Source organism: Microbulbifer sp. TB1203, from assembly GCF_030997045.1.
Classification (GTDB): Bacteria; Pseudomonadota; Gammaproteobacteria; order Pseudomonadales; family Cellvibrionaceae; genus Microbulbifer.
Genome location: NZ_CP116899.1, coordinates 1,254,837 through 1,269,668, shown reverse-complemented (window position 1 = coordinate 1,269,668; position 14,832 = coordinate 1,254,837). Strand labels below are relative to the sequence as shown.

The window sequence follows — 14,832 nt, the reverse complement described above, 5'->3', positions numbered from 1 at the left end:
TCACAGCGCGCGAATATGAAACCATTGCCGGATATCCTCGTAACGAAAGACAGGGCCATCCTTGCAGATAAAATTTGGGCCCCACTGACAGTGGCCGCAGTGGCCGGTAGCGCATTTCATATTGCGCTCCATGGAAAGGTAAATAGCCGATGGCGGCATGCCTTTTTCCAACAATACCCGGATACAGAAGCGCATCATGACTTCCGGACCGCAGAGAAACGCGAGAGATTTCCCGGCGTCGAAGGACGCCGCCGCCAGCGGATCGGTGACCGCGCCGATACGTCCTGTCCAGTCCTGCTCCGCTTGGTCGACCGTTACCTGCACATTCATGCTTTGCGACCACTCAACCAGTTCGTCCCGATAGAGCATTTCCCGAGGGCTTCTGGCTCCGTAGAAGAGGCGCACTGCCGCACCGCTTCCCGCCTGCGACAGCAGGGTGTAAATAACCGGGCGCAACGGGGCCAGCCCCAGGCCACCGGCGATCAGCAGAATCTCCCTTCCGGCGAGAGAAGTTATCGGCCAGTCGGTGCCGAAGGGGCCCCGCACACCCAACTGCCCGCCCTCGGGAAGGTTTTCCAATGCGTGGGTAACCATTCCGTGGGTCCTGATGGTATACGCATAGCCGCTGCCCTGGTCGGAAGGACCACTGATGGAAATCGGCACCTCGCCGGCTCCGAAAGCGTAGAGCATACTGAACTGCCCCGGCTGGAATCCCGCCACCCTGCCCGGCCCGATCGGCGAAAGATGCAAGGTGAAAGTGCCGGGGAATTCCTCCGTTCTACGCTCGATGCGGAACACTTCGGGAACCACTACCGCCCTCCCGCCGGCCGCAGAGGGTGGCCGTAGATATCCAGCATCTGCATCCGGGTAGCCTGCAGCCGCTCGGTCATAATGCGCGCGAAGCGCCTCATCAGATCGTAGCCGAGCTCGGTGTCCCGATTGCATTTTTCACGTAGGCATTTGCCGCCCAGGCGAATCGCGCGGACCTCATCCAGAGCGCGCGCATCGAAAGTCCACTGATGGGGAGGGAACAACCAGGACCAGCCAAAAATATCGCCATCCTGCAGGGTCTGCAGGCACACCCTCCCGTGTCCGGGCACGTAGGTCTCGATAGCGACCCTACCCCGGCGAATCAGGAAAAAATGATCTGCCGGGGCGTGTTCTTCCGCGATTGTATCGCCGGCACTGTATCCGATAATCTCGCCACAACCACCGATAAATTCGAGGTACTCCTCTTCCATACCGTCAAAGAACGGGTGCTCGCGCAACAGGTCCACGATTTTCTTCACGGCTTTTCTGCCTCCTGGATACGCTGCACCTCCTCGGTGATGTCGATGCCAACCGGACACCAGGCAATGCAGCGCCCGCAGCCGACACAACCTGAGGTACCGAACTGGTCGTACCATGTGGCCAGTTTGTGGGTCATCCACTGGCGGTAACGGGAGCGGGTATCCGGCCGCACCGGGCCGCCGGTGATATAACTGAAGTCAGCCGTAAAGCAGGAATCCCAGCGCTCCCAACGCTGTGCGTGTTCACCGCTGAGATCGGTGGTGTCCTCCACCGTGGAACAGAAACAGGTGGGACAAGCCATAGTGCAGTTGGCGCAGGACAGGCAGCGCTCTGCGACCTGATCCCAGGAGGGGCTCTCGTAGTTGCGGTACAGCAGTTCCTTCAGGTCCGAACTGTCGAAATTGCGCGGCCCTTCCCGCATCTGCTGGACCGCCTGCTGTATTGCATCGTCCCCGGCCTTGCGGTGACGTTTATCGGACGCTTCTAGTGGCAGCTGTCGCAATATCTTCTCACCTTTTTCCGAGCCGCTGCTAATCAGGAAAAAGTGCTCTCCGCCGCCGATCACCTCGGTCATTTTCAGGTCGTTTGGCAGCGTCACCTCCGGCCCGGTATTCATCGAGGTGCAGAAACAGGTTGCCGCAGTGGAGGTACAGTTGATCGCCACGATAAAAAGACTTCCGCGCCTCTGGGCGTAGCTGTCGTTGCGGTATCGATCGTCGACAAACACCCGGTCCTGGGTGGCGATGGCGTGTAGCTCACAGCTGCGCACACCCAGAAACGCCATCGACGGCGCCTCGTCGACAATTTCGGTGACCTGAATCCCGGCGGCTTTTTTTTGTGCCCGCCACACCTGGCGCCGCGGCAGCTGCAGGAATTTCTTCCACGAGTGGGGGCCGGCCGCGTAGCCGAAATAGGCGCCGTCGTCGCGTCGCACAACCCGGTAGTACCCCTTTTCCTGTTCGTCGGTCCAGCCCCTGGGCAGGTCGGCGGCAGTCTCTATTTCATCGTAGACAATGGCCCTGTCGCGAAGCACCGGTCCCAACAGCTGGTAGCCTTCCGCGCGAATCGCCTGGAGCAATAAATCGAGGTTCTCTGCCTGCAGTACGGATTCTTGCATTGTTGGGGCGCTCTACCCGGATCAATCCTGCGCATAAATACATCTGTCTGGTTGGCCGGTAACAACTACACAGATCTCTTATTGATGCAAGATTGTAGAATCTGCTGGCCCGACTTGAGAGGAGATAGGTGACAATGTCCGACGAACAACACCGCGAAGCACTAACGCTGCGTTTCAAAGCCCCTTCTCTGGGGGGAATCGCTGGCACCCACAGGCCGGGAAAGACGTATCCGGATTTGTTTCTCTATCTCGATGATGGTAAACAGAGCCGCGCCTATACCGACGATAATCACTCCATCCAGAATGGGCACGGCTTCTGTGACGAAGATTTTTTGCAGGGGAGGAAGGTAGGTAATGGCGAACTGCCCGGCGGTGACCACGATCACCGCCATCCATACAACCCTGGTGCCGCGCACTGCCTTCCATGTCAACGATGTTCCGTACATATTGCGGATAAAGAAAAGATGAAATATCTCCATCACCACCAGCGTATTCATCGCCATGGTGCGGGCCAACTCCAGGGAATACCGCTGGTCAATCGCATAGGTATAAATCCCGAAAACACCGCAAAGGAACAGGATGCCCACCAGCGCGATATGCCACACCAGCACGCTTGTCAACAGCGACTGACCACGCTGGCGAGGTGGCCGGTGCATGGTATTCTCCTCGGTGGGCTCGAAAGCGAGCGCGATACCGAGAGTGATTGCGGTAATCAGGTTCACCCATAAAATCTGGATTGGCGTAATCGGCAGGACCATACCGAGCATCAACGCCACGATGATGGTCGAGGCTTCCCCCGCGTTGGTCGGCAGCGTCCAGCTGATCACCTTTTTGATATTGTCGTAAACTGTGCGACCTTCGCGTACAGCGACGGCAATAGAGGCGAAGTTGTCATCCGCCAGTACCAGCTCGGAAGCTTCCTTGGCAGCTTCACTGCCTTTCCGGCCCATTGCGATACCGACATCGGCGCGTTTGAGAGCGGGGGCGTCGTTAACGCCGTCGCCGGTCATCGCCACGGTGATACCGTGTGCCTGCAGGGCTGTCACCAAACGCAGCTTGTGCTCCGGGCTGGTACGGGCAAAGATGTCGACGTCCAGTACCTCCATTCCCAATGCCGTGTTATCGAGGTTATCGATGTCTGCTCCGGTCAGCGCCTTCTCAGGCCTTTGCAGGCCTATCTGCAGCCCGATGGCTTTGGCGGTCGACATATGATCACCGGTAATCATCTTTACCCGGATGCCAGCCCCGTGACATTCCGCCACCGCGGCGATCGCCTCCTGCCGGGGCGGATCGATCAGCCCGACCAGGCCGAGAAAGATCAGCGTACCCTCCACATCGGATTGCTCCAGCACGGTATGTTGGGGCACAACCGGTTTGGTGGCCAGGGCCAGCACGCGCTGGCCCTGCGCCGCAATATTGTCGGCCTGCTCCCGCCAATAGGTTTCCTCCAGGGGGGCGGTACCGCCTTCTTCGGTACGGTGCTCTTTGCACATCGACAGAATTTGTTCCGGCGCACCTTTGACTGCGATAAGCGCATGATTTTCATGGTTGTGGTTCAGGGTGGCCATGAATTTGTGCCTGGAATCGAAGGGAATGATATCGGTACGCGTCCACTGATTGCGCGTTTCGCCTCCGTCCATCCCGGCCTTTGCGGCCAATGCCAGCAGGGCCCCTTCCATGGGGTCGCCTTCGACGGTCCAGGTGTCTTCACGCTTTTTGAGTTCGGCGTCGTTACACAGCGCTGCAACGCGGGCCAGCTCGGTCAAAGGCTGGTGGTCGGGAAGGGAAACCGGGCTGCCTTCCAGCTTTATATTGCCCAGCGGTTCATACCCCTCGCCCTCAATGGTATATCGGTGACCCTGCATGACCACCGAAGCGACGCTCATCTCGTTGCGCGTGAGGGTCCCGGTCTTGTCCGTGCAGATTACCGACACCGATCCCAGGGTTTCGATGGCTGGCAGGCGGCGGACAATGGCGTTGCGCCGCGCCATGGCCTGCACTCCGACCGCCAACGTGATGGTCAGCACCGCCGGCAGGCCCTCCGGTATGGCGGCCACCGACAGGCCCACTACCGCCATAAACAGCTCGGAAAATTCGTGATGCTGTACAAACAGCCCAAAGGCAAAAATCAGCGCGGCAATCGCCAGAATAAAAAGGGCGAGCCACTTGGCGAAAGTTCCCATCTGCTCCACCAGAGGAGTGGTCAAGGTCTCGACCCCGGCGAGCAGGCCGCTAATGCGCCCGATTTCCGTCGCCGCACCGGTGGCTACCACGACACCCACACCCTGGCCGCTGGTAATAGTCGTACCGCTATAGGCCAGACAGGAGCGGTCTCCCAGGGGGGCGTCAGCGTTGACCGGATCGGTCTGCTTTTCCACGGCAACGGATTCACCCGTCAGGATCGCTTCCTGAACCTGTAAACCGTAAGTCTTCAGGAGGCGAAGATCGGCGGGCACCTTGTCGCCCGCCTCGAGCAACACGATATCGCCGGGCACGAGCTTTTCCCCTTCAACGGTATGCCTCTGGTTGCCGCGCAGCACCGCCGCCCGCGGCGCCAGCATAAGTCGGATGGCATCCATCGCCTTTTCCGCCTTGCCTTCCTGGGCGAAACCGATAACGGCATTGACGAGGACCACTGCGAGGATCACGGCGGTATCCACCCAGTGACCGAGCAGGCTGGTGATAAGCGCTGCACCCAGCAGCACGTAGATCAGAATATTGTTGAAATGCACCACAAAGCGCAACAGCATCCCGCGCCTGGGGGGCGCCGGCAATCGGTTGGGGCCGTGGGTGTCGAGCCGCGCCAGCGCTTCGTCCTCGCTGAGCCCCTCTGGTGTCGTCTCCATTTCAGAGAGCACCTGCCCCTGCGACAACGCGTGCCAATTGTGATCATGCCTCATCTGAACCTCGGACCGAGCGGCCGACGAAGTGCACGGACAAAACTTGGTGTTGTTGGCCTACCTCCACCAACCGGATCGAAATACCCTGTCAGCGAATGTGAAGGCGGCACGCGGGAGTTGCTTTGACTAATCCGAGAGCCTTCCACCGCGACGCAGCCTTCTTCGCTAGTGAACCGCCGAGAACAGAAATGCGACACAGATGATAGCCCCACCGGCATAGCGCTGCGCATACAAACACCGGGTGCCACGCACCAGCAGACCCAGCAGGAGGCCGCAGGCGTTTAGCGCCAGTGTGGCCAGTACAAAACCGAAATCGTAGCCTGCAGCATCCGCTGCCTGTGGTATTTCCGCGCCGTGGGCCCAGCCGTGGAACAGCGCAAAGAATCCCACCAGCGAAATAGCGACAGACAGTGACAGCCGGTAGCCGAGCGCGATCATGGCACCGAAAACCGGCGCAGAAAAGAAAATCGCCACTTCCATTAGAGGAAGATCCATGCCCGCCAGCCCGGCCATGCCACCCAACGACATGGCTGCAACGAATACCGACGGCAGCAGCCAGATTGCCCGGCCGCCCAATTGAACTGCCCAGAACCCCGCCGCGAGCATGGCGAGCAGGTGATCCGCACCGCCTAAAGGATGTAAAAAGCCGGCGACAAACCCGCTGTGCCCGTCCGCGCCGCCGTGTGCAACGGCCACCGCTGGTAATAATATTCCCGGCAAACAGGCCGGTACAGATAGATTACCCTTAACTGAGTTCATTGTAATCTCTCACCGTGTATTGCATCTGTCCACAAACTTAGCACTCAATACCCAATGAGTGCCTCGCAAACGAATCACCACCGGCGCCGTTAATTTCCTCAGCGTGGCGCCGTTTTTCAACTGCGCGCAGATATCGGTAAGGGAGCCGCCCATGAGCCAACCATTTCAGAATATGGAGGCAGGTGCTGCCGGGAAGTGATCTTACAATACGGCACAGCTGCCTCGCGCAGGAGCTTGCCGATTCAGAGCCCCAAGGGCGCACAGGCTTTAAACTGCGCGAAATAGCTCTCTCCGGCTTGGAGCGCCAGCCGCTCACAGGAAAAGCCGGAGATATCCGCACAGAAGCGTGCATTTCCCGTCGACAGCAGCAGGCGTATCCGACCATCGTCGACTGTCTCCAGGCTTTCGAGACGTACCGGCAAGCAGTTGAGCGCACTGGACAGCCCCGGGTGCACCACAGACAGGCTGATGTCCCCGGCCGCCAGCAGGAAATGCACTGCCTGCGCCACCCGGTAATTATTCGCCACCCGGTCGGCGTAGAGGCTGTGGCCCTCCAGCGACAGGCGCAGCAGCCCCGCGCGCTGCTCTGTCACCAGCGCGTCGATGCGGCTGTACTCCGGCATTTTCCCGCCGGCCAGCCGCGCTGCCACCTGGGGGGTAGGCAGCGGGCCGCGCAGGCGGCCGCACTCCATCCACAGGCAGCTGTCGGCGAGCAGCTGGATTTCCTCGACACTGTGGCTGGCCCAGACAACCAGCGCCGGGTGCCGCTGCCAGAAATCCCACAACTGCGGCAGCAACCGCAAGCGCAGGGGCCGGTCCACCGCCGACAGCGCCTCGTCGCACAGCTGGAGCGCCGGATTGCTGAACAGCTGGCGCAGCAGCGCGACCCGCTGTGCCTCTCCTCCGGACAGGCTCTCCACCGTCTTGTGGAGCAGATCCGTCGCGCCGAATCCGGCCAGCAGCCGCTGCCGCTCCGCCGGCGGCAGCGGTCTGCGGCTGTGGCGGTGCACCAGCGCCAGGTTTTCCGCCACACTGGTTCCTGCAAACAGGCGGCTGTCCTGGAAACCCACACAGGCGTCACGCCGGTGAGCCGCCAGCCCCCGGTTTCCGGATTGCCAGCAAATGCCGCTCCAGTGGATTTCGCCGCTACACCCGCGAAGGCCCGCCAGAGCCTGCAGCAGAGTACTCTTGCCCGCGCCGGATGGACCGCTGAGCCCCACGATGCCTCGCGCGGGCAGGTCCAGGTCCCAGGGAGCCCCCGGGTTCAGCGGGGTGACCAGCTTCCGCGCGCGCAACCCTTCCCCACTTATTTCCATATCGGCCCCTGCACCGCGGCTTCGCCGGCACTGCGCCCGGCAGCCGCACCGCCGCGCGCCGAAGCCAGCCAGCGCGCGGCAAGCAACAGCGTGGTAGACAGCCCGAACAGCAGCAGTGCCAGGCGGTGCGCGGCGCCGTACTCCAGTGCCTCCACATGTTGGTAGAGGGCGATGGAGACCAGTTGGGTTTCCCCCGGAATGGAACCGCCGATCATCAGCACCACGCCGAATTCCCCGAGGGTGTGGGCGAAGGTCAGCGCGCAGGCACTGATCACCGCCGGGCGGCAGGCGGGCAGCACCACGTGAAGCAACGCCGCGGCCGGCGGCACTCCCAATGTGGCCGCGGCGTGGGACAACCGCTGCCCACTCTGGGAGAAAGCGCCCAGCAGCGGCTGCACCATAAACGGCAGCGAATAAATCACCGAGGCCACCACCAGACCGGAAAAGGAAAATACCAGTGGCCCGCCCACTACCTTGACCAGCAACCGGCCAGCGGGGAAATTCGGGGAGAAGAGCAGCAGCAGGTAAAAACCCAGCACCGTGGGCGGCAGCACCAGCGGCAGGGTGACCAGCACCTCCAGCAGGTGCCGCCAGCGACTGCGCCACCGGCTCAACCACCAGGCCAGCGGTACCCCCAGCAGCAGCAACAGCACAGTGGTGATGGCGGCCAGGCGCAAGGTCAACGCCACTGCCTCGAGGTCACTGGGATCCACGGTCAATTCCCCGTCCGTAGCCCAGTTGCATCAGCCTGCGCTGGACCGGCGGGCTGCGCAAATAAGAGGAAAGCGCCTCGGCCATGGCCCGGCGGCGGCTGGAAGCCGGAATTGCCAGCTGGTGTTCGATGGGCGGATACCAGTTCTCCGGCAGCAGCCAGTAATCCCCGCCGCGACCGGCGGCGCGCAACTGGCTGGCCGCGACAAAGCCGATGCCGCCGTGCCCGGATTCCAGCAATAGATAAGCCTGCCCCGCGTTGGCGGCACGCGCCAGGCGCGGGCGCAGCCGCGACCAGAGCCCAAGGTACATCAATGCCTCCCGTGCCGCCGCGCCAAAAGGCGCGAGTTCGGGATCGGCGATTACGACCCTGCCCCGCCAGCGCCGCAAAGTATCGGCGGACGGCGCGGCGCCCCCCGGCGCCCACAACGCCAGCAGGCCGCGGGCATAACTGGCGCGGCTGCCCGGCACCAGCAGCCCCTGCCGCTCCAGCAGTTCGGGACGCAGCCGGTCGGCGGAGAGAAAGAGATCGTAGGGAGCACCGTGCACAAGCTGTTGGTAGAGGACTCCGGAACTCCCGCTGCTCAGCTGCACCCCGCAGTCGTGGCGGCGTTGGAATTCCGGCAGCAGCGATTCCAGCGCCGGCCGAAAACTCGCCGCGACCGCGACCCGCAGGCGGCACTCCGCGGCGGGCGCGGGAAACGGCAGGCAGAGTATCAACAGCAGCGCGGTCAGCCGGTACGCCATTTTTCCAACTCGCGCCTGTCGCTTTGCCGCGCCGCCACCCAGCGGTCTCCCGCCTCTCCGGATTCCAGCTTCCAGAAAGGGGCCTCCGTCTTGAGGCGGTCGACTATATAGTGGCAGGCCGCGAATGCCGCCTGGCGATGGGGACTGGTGACGCCCACAAACAGGATATTCTCCCCCAGTGCCAGGGGGCCGGTGCGGTGCAACAGCCGCACCCGCCCCAGTTGCCAGCGGCTGCGGGCACCGGCCACTATCCGCCGCAGGCTTTCTTCCGTCATGCCCGGGTAGTGCTCCAGCGTCAGCCCGCTGACGTCGGCGCCGGCGTTGTAGTCGCGCACCGAACCCGCAAACACGGCGCAGGCACCGTCAGAGATATTCGCCGACCTGAGCGCCGCGTACTCGACTGGCACCGCAAAGGGTGCCCCGCACACTTCGATGTAATCCACTCGCCCCCTAGCCTCCGGTTACCGGTGGGAAGAAAGCGACTTCATCGCCGTCGCGCACCGGTGTTGAAGACGCGGCTATCTCCCGGTTGACCGCCGCCTGAATATCGGCGGATTGAAGGGCAGCCCGCCAATCCGGAAACAGGCTGCACAATTGCGCGCGCACCTCTTCCACACTGCCGGAAAATCCATCCAGCTGGTGTTCGGCGGTGCCGAGCTCGGCCCGCAGGCGGGCGAAAAACAGAACCTGAATCACTATTCATCTCTCCTTATTGAGCCCGCCTCGTTCGCGTCTTCGCGGCGCCACTCCCCGCGCTTGCCGCCGCTTTTTTTAAGCAGGCGCGTGGGACCTATGCACATGGCCGGGTCAACTGCCTTGCACATGTCGTAGATGGTGAGCGCCGCCACCGCCGCCGCGGTCAGTGCCTCCATCTCCACCCCGGTTCTGCCCGCCAGGCGGCAGTAGCTTTCCACCCGCACCCGGTTCTCATTGGGTAGAAGCTCAAACTGCACCTTCACTTTTGTGAGTGCGAGTGGGTGACACAGAGGAATCAGTTCCGCGGTTTTTTTTGCCGCCTGAATGCCGGCGATGCGGGCTACCGCCAGGACGTCGCCTTTGCGGTGGCTGCCGTCCACCAGCAGTGCAAAAGCTTCGGCGCTCATGCTGACGGCGCTCTCGGCGCGGGCGCTGCGGTCGGTCACGGCTTTGTCCGTCACGTCCAGCATATTTGCTTCGCCGCGGGAATTGAGGTGAGTCAATTTACCCATCGGCTTACCCCCTGGTGGCGCACACCGGCTGCGCGGGGCGAATGTGGGGTATGAAATTGCAGGGCCGGTGGCGCGCGTCCAGCTGCTCCAGCAGTATCTTTTCCCAGGCGGTGCGGCAGGCGCCGGTGGAGCCCGGCATACAGCAGATCAGGGTGCGATTCGCCAGCCCCGCCAGGGCGCGGGACTGCACTGTGGCGCTGCCGATATCCGCAAAGGAAATTTTCCGGAACAACTCGCCGAAGCCGTCCACGGTCTTGTCGAACAGCGGCTGCAACGCCTCCGGTGTCGAATCCCGCGCGGTAAAGCCGGTGCCACCGGTTACCAGCACTGCGTGAATATCTTCCTGTGCTATCCACCGGGAAACCTCGGCGCGCATCCGGTAGATATCGTCCGGCACTATCTTCCTGTCCGCAAGTTTGTGTCCCGTCGCCTGCAGTGCCTCTGCCAAGTACTGGCCGGAGGTGTCGGTCTCTTCGCTGCGGGTGTCGGATACCGTCAATACCGCGATATTGAGCGGAATAAATTCCTCTGAAACGTGTGTCATAAGTGTTTCGCCTGAATCAAAAAACTGAATGTGTGAATTCCTGCGCGTACTGCGCCGGTGTATTGATATTGCAGTGGAAGCCCGCGCATCAGGCCCAGCGCGTGCTCGAGAAAACTGTCGCCGCCGGCCAGCACCACGCCGCAGCTTGTCACCGGGCTTTCGTCCACGGTTCAGCCTCCCAGCATCGCCAGGTTGTGGGTCGCCCCGGTCCGGCCGCTCGCCAAATGATGGCCGGCGGCCTTGCCGCTCACCGCTGCCCGGATCATTTCCGCCAGGGCCCGGTGGTCGCCGCCGGCGATGGCGTCGCGCAGGTCGATACCCTGCTCCGCAAACAGGCACAGGTGCAGCGCGCCCTGTGCGGACATGCGCAGGCGGTTGCAGTCCGCACAAAAATCCTTGCTGTAGGGGGTGATCAGTCCGATGCGGCCGGCGTAGTCCGGGTGCCGGTATTCCCGCGCCGGACCGGCGCTGCGGTGGCGGGCCAGCCGTTCCCAGCCGTCCCGCAGCAACCGCTTTTCGATATCGCGGCCGGAGACGTGATTGCTGGCAAAAAAACTGCGGTTATCGCCGGTGCGCATCAATTCGATAAAGCGCAGGGTCACCGGCGTTGCCCGGACCCACTGGAGAAATTTGTGATATTCGCCCAGGTTGTGTTCCCGCAGCAGCACCGTGTTGACCTTGGTCTCGACGCCCAGCTCCAGGGCCCGCTCGATTCCGCGCAGCGCTTTTTCCAGCTTGTGGTGTCCGGTGATGCGCTCGAACTGGTGCGGGTCCAGGCTGTCGACACTGACGTTGAGCTGGTCCAAACCCGCGTCGCGCCAGCGGTCGATTTCGTTGGCGAGCCTGTAGCCGTTGGAGGTGATGGCAACCCGGCGAATACCGGCGGCGCCGCTGGTTGCAGCAATAAGATCCGGCAGATCCCTGCGCAGGGAGGGTTCACCGCCGGTGATGCGAACTTTTTCCGTGCCCAGGGAGGCGAAGGCGCGCACCACTGTGCGGACCTCGGCAACACTCAGGGTTTTTTCCCGCGCTTGCGCTCCTGTGCACTGATAGCCATCCGGCAGGCAGTAATTGCAGCGGAAATTGCAGACATCGGTCACGGACAGACGCAGGTAAAAAAACCTGCGCCCAAATTCATCGGTTAACATTAAACGCCTTTATTAAACGCCTTTCCAGTTTCGGGAGGCCGGCCGGTTTCCCGGGCGGCCCTGGTGGCCGGCAGTGCCGGCCACGGCCCCCGCACCATACGCAGGGCGCTTAGGCATGGGGGCTCGGTGTTTAAACTCTTTGCAGTGTATCAGCGGGCGATTGTGTTGCACGGGGGCAAAGGTGGTACTCCCTTTGTCTGTCAGAAGGATGCCGTGAGCATCAGCCACAACTTGTCGGTATCGACACTGTAAGCATCGGCTCTGTAGCTGGCGTATTTGACCGTCGCCGATAACTGTTCGGTCAATTTGCGGCTGTAGCCGAGGTCCCACTCGCTGCCCCAGTCGGTGGAGGTCTCCACTGCGGAAAACCGGTGATAAGTGGTACTCAGGATCCCGCCGGCCAGCTTGCCGGCGGCGCCCAGGTACAGGTCCTCGATGCCGTCCGCGGGAGTGGACAGGAACTGGTCGGCAAAGCCCTGGAATTTGTGCAGGGTGGCCAGCGGCGTGGAGAAACCCACTCCGTTGTCCGCTCCCAGCTCTTCATAGCCGAGGCGAACATTGACCGGTCCGAAATCCGTATCCAGTTCAGCGAGGTAATAGGGTGCGCTGTAGTCGAGGCCGCTGTCCCCGGCCTCCGTCTGGCGGGCGTAGCCCAGCTGCGCCTTGACCGGCCCGAAGGCACCGCTATAACGCAGCGCGAGGGTGCGGCTGGAGGCATCGACGGCGTGCTCCAGTTGGAGATCCACAGCCAGGAAGACCAGTTTGTGATTTTCCGTCAGGGGATAACCGGTGCGGAAAATCTGTATATCCCCTTCCAGGTTTCCCTGTTCGCTATCCTCGCCGAAAATTCGGTTGACGTTGTAGATATAGCTGTAGTCCAGCTGCAGCGCGCCGTCGCGCCCGTAGCGAAACCGGTAGCCGTCGAAGGTCTGCTCGTTCTGGCGCCAGGCGACACCGCCGACGAAACGCTGGTCGTCCAGCACTATGCGCTGACGCCCCGCCGTAGCCTTGAAAGTCCCGTTGCCGTACTGCAGATAGGCCTGGTTCACCTCTGTTCCCAGCGGATCGGCGACTACCGGATAATCGGTCCGCCCGTTGGTGGTTGAGTTGTAATTCTCCTGCCCTATTGCGCTTACGTCGTCCACTTCGATCATCGCGCTGAATCCGCGGTAATTTCCGCTCTGCCAACTCAGGCGCGTTCTCAGGGTGGATGCGGTGGCGTCGTTGGACAGGTTGTCCCGCTCGACGTTTTCCGCGCGATAGCGCAGATTGATCGCCAGATCGCCGTTTTGCACGGCACTGGAAAACGTCTGCGCGGTGTCTTCGGCGCTGGCACGCGAAGAGGCCACACCGCTCGCGCACAGCAATGCGCTACAAACAAGGCTGGGAAATTTCTGTGTAATCATTCTCTGGTCCTCTGCAACTGTTTGGGAATTCTGCATGACAAGTTACAGCGCCAGGTAAAACAATGAAAACCTGCCCCATCCTTCCCATCGCGGTGGAGCTGCCACCTGCCGGTGCACAGAGCTAATACCAAATGGCTGGAGGGCATTACCCGAAAGGGGTGTCCTCCCGGTGCAGAAAATTGTGCTGCCTGGCAAATTCGAGACGCTGCAAGGCGCGCTCCCGCTGCAGGGCCAGATACATCGCCAGCATACACACCGCGAGCACGCCGTAGAGCAGCATAAAGGCGGCGCTGTGAATACCCACAATATCCTGGGCGATACCAAACATGACCGGGAGACTGAAGCCTCCCAGGGCGCCGATCGTGGCCACGGCGCCGCCGACGCTGCCCATATAGCGGGGATAATTGTCGTAGACGATCTTGTACACAGAGGCGCGCCCGAATCCCTGAGCGATGCCGATCACCAGGATCAACAGCGTGAAGAGTTCGATGCCCACTTCGAGTTCGATCTGCACGTCCCGCTCGATGCCGTGAATGGTCATGCTGGTGGGCGGATAACTGAGAAAGAAGAGGCACACTAGGCAGGTCCAGAAGACACTCCAGTTGACGGCGCGGGCACCGTAGCGATCGGCAAACCAGCCTCCCAGAGCGCGCACCGTACTGGACAGCGCCACAAACAGCAGCGTAAGGGCCATCGCCGTTTGCGTGGAAACCCCGTAGGCATCCAGGTAGTACTGGGGCAGCCAGAGCAGCAGCGCGAGAAAACTGCCGAAGACAAAATAGTAATAGAGCCCGAAGCGCCACACCCTGATTTCGGATAAGGGGCGCAGGTGAAATTCCAGTTCGGAGCGGCGCCGGCTGCGCATGTAAGGTATCTCCTCCGGCGCCCAGTACGCGAACAGCAGGATCGCGATAAACATGGCGGCGCCGTACACTGGCCCCACCATCTCCCTCCCCAGCCAGTTTTCAATGGCCGGTGCCAGTGCCAGCGTGACGGCGGCGCCGGCATTGCCGGCACCGAATATTCCCATGGCGGTGCCCTGCCGGCGCCGGTCGAACCAGGGGCTGATATACCGGATTCCCGAGACAAAGGCGGTACCGGAAATACCCAGCCACAAACCCGCCAGTAAATGTCCGGAGTAACTGTGAACGCGCGGAAGCAGCAGCAGAATAGGTAGAAGCGACAACGCCTGCGCCAGGATTATTTTCTTTGCGGAAAACCGCTCCGCCAGCAGCCCAACGGGAAACCGCAACAGGGCGCCGCTCAGCATGGGGGCCGCCAGCAGCACGCCGAATTCGGTCGCGGACAGATTTAACTGGTCGCGAATGGATACCCCCAGCACCGCGTACAGGGTCCAGACGGAAAAGTTGGCCGCAAACATGGCGGTGGCGGACACAAGAGCCCGGCCGGCGAGCTGTTCGGTGTATTGCATGATAAATCCCCGGTTTACATCTGGAATTCTACGCAATCCTCGCCCCTGATCCGTGCCGCTCCGTCCCAACTACCCACAAAAACACCGGCGCTGTACACAGTGCGGACCAGCTACCACCAACGAGGTAGGCGGCCGGTGGAGTCACCGGGATCACCGCCGCCCCGCGGTTCGCCGCGACTACCGGGCGGAGGTAGGCGACCGCACTTTGCAGGCTTTTTTCCGGCAAAACTACCACTCCTGTCCGCTGTTCGGGA

Annotated in this window: 16 protein-coding genes and 1 riboswitch; all 16 genes read right to left on the bottom strand. The window is 61.8% G+C overall.

Annotated features, from left to right (window positions below):
- The gene (locus tag PP263_RS05410) at nt 1-810 is read right to left on the bottom strand and encodes an FAD/NAD(P)-binding protein (protein ID WP_308367347.1); all 810 of its coding nucleotides are present in this window, start codon (nt 808-810) and stop codon (nt 1-3) included.
- Nucleotides 810-1,289, bottom strand: coding sequence for a cyclic nucleotide-binding domain-containing protein (locus PP263_RS05405; protein WP_308367346.1), 480 nt, complete (start codon nt 1,287-1,289; stop codon nt 810-812). Before PP263_RS05405 ends, PP263_RS05410 begins: the two co-directional genes overlap by 1 nt.
- Nucleotides 1,286-2,407 (bottom strand): 4Fe-4S dicluster domain-containing protein, encoded by a 1,122-nt coding sequence (locus PP263_RS05400; RefSeq protein ID WP_308367345.1) that lies wholly within the window; start codon nt 2,405-2,407, stop codon nt 1,286-1,288. The genes PP263_RS05405 and PP263_RS05400 overlap by 4 nt, the downstream gene beginning before the upstream one ends.
- Nucleotides 2,408-2,568: 161 nt before the next feature.
- Entirely contained in the window at nt 2,569-5,307 is a 2,739-nt protein-coding gene (locus tag PP263_RS05395; protein ID WP_308367344.1) for a cation-transporting P-type ATPase, read from the bottom strand.
- Nucleotides 5,308-5,472: 165 nt separating this feature from the next.
- Complete coding sequence (locus PP263_RS05390) at nt 5,473-6,003, bottom strand: HupE/UreJ family protein (protein ID WP_308367343.1); 531 nt, start codon at nt 6,001-6,003, stop codon at nt 5,473-5,475.
- 305 nt (nt 6,004-6,308) lie between these two features.
- A complete protein-coding gene (locus PP263_RS05385; RefSeq protein WP_308367342.1) occupies nt 6,309-7,382 on the bottom strand; it encodes an ATP-binding cassette domain-containing protein in 1,074 nt (357 codons plus the stop codon).
- Complete coding sequence (gene modB, locus PP263_RS05380) at nt 7,373-8,101, bottom strand: molybdate ABC transporter permease subunit (RefSeq protein ID WP_374693696.1); 729 nt, start codon at nt 8,099-8,101, stop codon at nt 7,373-7,375. The genes PP263_RS05385 and modB overlap by 10 nt, the downstream gene beginning before the upstream one ends.
- Nucleotides 8,082-8,840 (bottom strand): molybdate ABC transporter substrate-binding protein, encoded by a 759-nt coding sequence (modA, locus tag PP263_RS05375; protein WP_308367340.1) that lies wholly within the window; start codon nt 8,838-8,840, stop codon nt 8,082-8,084. Before modA ends, modB begins: the two co-directional genes overlap by 20 nt.
- Complete coding sequence (gene moaE, locus PP263_RS05370; protein WP_308367339.1) at nt 8,825-9,283, bottom strand: molybdopterin synthase catalytic subunit MoaE; 459 nt, start codon at nt 9,281-9,283, stop codon at nt 8,825-8,827. The genes modA and moaE overlap by 16 nt, the downstream gene beginning before the upstream one ends.
- Nucleotides 9,284-9,290: 7 nt before the next feature.
- Nucleotides 9,291-9,536, bottom strand: a complete 246-nt coding sequence (gene moaD / locus PP263_RS05365) for a molybdopterin converting factor subunit 1 (protein ID WP_308367338.1) — start codon at nt 9,534-9,536, stop codon at nt 9,291-9,293.
- The gene (gene moaC / locus PP263_RS05360) at nt 9,536-10,048 is read right to left on the bottom strand and encodes a cyclic pyranopterin monophosphate synthase MoaC (protein WP_308367337.1); all 513 of its coding nucleotides are present in this window, start codon (nt 10,046-10,048) and stop codon (nt 9,536-9,538) included. Before moaC ends, moaD begins: the two co-directional genes overlap by 1 nt.
- Before the next feature lie 4 nt (nt 10,049-10,052).
- Complete coding sequence (moaB, locus tag PP263_RS05355; protein ID WP_308367336.1) at nt 10,053-10,592, bottom strand: molybdenum cofactor biosynthesis protein B; 540 nt, start codon at nt 10,590-10,592, stop codon at nt 10,053-10,055.
- Nucleotides 10,589-10,759, bottom strand: coding sequence for a hypothetical protein (locus PP263_RS05350; RefSeq protein ID WP_308367335.1), 171 nt, complete (start codon nt 10,757-10,759; stop codon nt 10,589-10,591). Before PP263_RS05350 ends, moaB begins: the two co-directional genes overlap by 4 nt.
- A 3-nt stretch (nt 10,760-10,762) precedes the next feature.
- Nucleotides 10,763-11,740, bottom strand: a complete 978-nt coding sequence (moaA, locus tag PP263_RS05345; protein ID WP_308367334.1) for a GTP 3',8-cyclase MoaA — start codon at nt 11,738-11,740, stop codon at nt 10,763-10,765.
- 1 nt (nt 11,741) lies between these two features.
- Nucleotides 11,742-11,881, bottom strand: a riboswitch (molybdenum cofactor riboswitch).
- A gap of 59 nt (nt 11,882-11,940) precedes the next feature.
- Complete coding sequence (locus tag PP263_RS05340; RefSeq protein WP_308367333.1) at nt 11,941-13,146, bottom strand: alginate export family protein; 1,206 nt, start codon at nt 13,144-13,146, stop codon at nt 11,941-11,943.
- Between the two features lie 145 nt (nt 13,147-13,291).
- Entirely contained in the window at nt 13,292-14,578 is a 1,287-nt protein-coding gene (locus PP263_RS05335) for an MFS transporter (RefSeq protein ID WP_308367332.1), read from the bottom strand.
- Nucleotides 14,579-14,832 lie beyond the last annotated feature (254 nt).

Excerpts from the sequence above, each read along its gene's own strand:
- moaC (WP_308367337.1), bottom strand. The coding sequence starts at position 10,048 with ATGGGTAAATTGACTCACCTCAATTCCCGCGGCGAAGCAAATATGCTG.
- PP263_RS05400 (WP_308367345.1), bottom strand. The coding sequence starts at position 2,407 with ATGCAAGAATCCGTACTGCAGGCAGAGAACCTCGATTTATTGCTCCAG.
- moaB (WP_308367336.1), bottom strand. The coding sequence starts at position 10,592 with ATGACACACGTTTCAGAGGAATTTATTCCGCTCAATATCGCGGTATTG.
- moaA (WP_308367334.1), bottom strand. The coding sequence starts at position 11,740 with ATGTTAACCGATGAATTTGGGCGCAGGTTTTTTTACCTGCGTCTGTCC.
- PP263_RS05395 (WP_308367344.1), bottom strand. The coding sequence starts at position 5,307 with ATGAGGCATGATCACAATTGGCACGCGTTGTCGCAGGGGCAGGTGCTC.
- PP263_RS05340 (WP_308367333.1), bottom strand. The coding sequence starts at position 13,146 with ATGATTACACAGAAATTTCCCAGCCTTGTTTGTAGCGCATTGCTGTGC.
- PP263_RS05335 (WP_308367332.1), bottom strand. The coding sequence starts at position 14,578 with ATGCAATACACCGAACAGCTCGCCGGCCGGGCTCTTGTGTCCGCCACC.
- PP263_RS05385 (WP_308367342.1), bottom strand. The coding sequence starts at position 7,382 with ATGGAAATAAGTGGGGAAGGGTTGCGCGCGCGGAAGCTGGTCACCCCG.
- modA (WP_308367340.1), bottom strand. The coding sequence starts at position 8,840 with ATGGCGTACCGGCTGACCGCGCTGCTGTTGATACTCTGCCTGCCGTTT.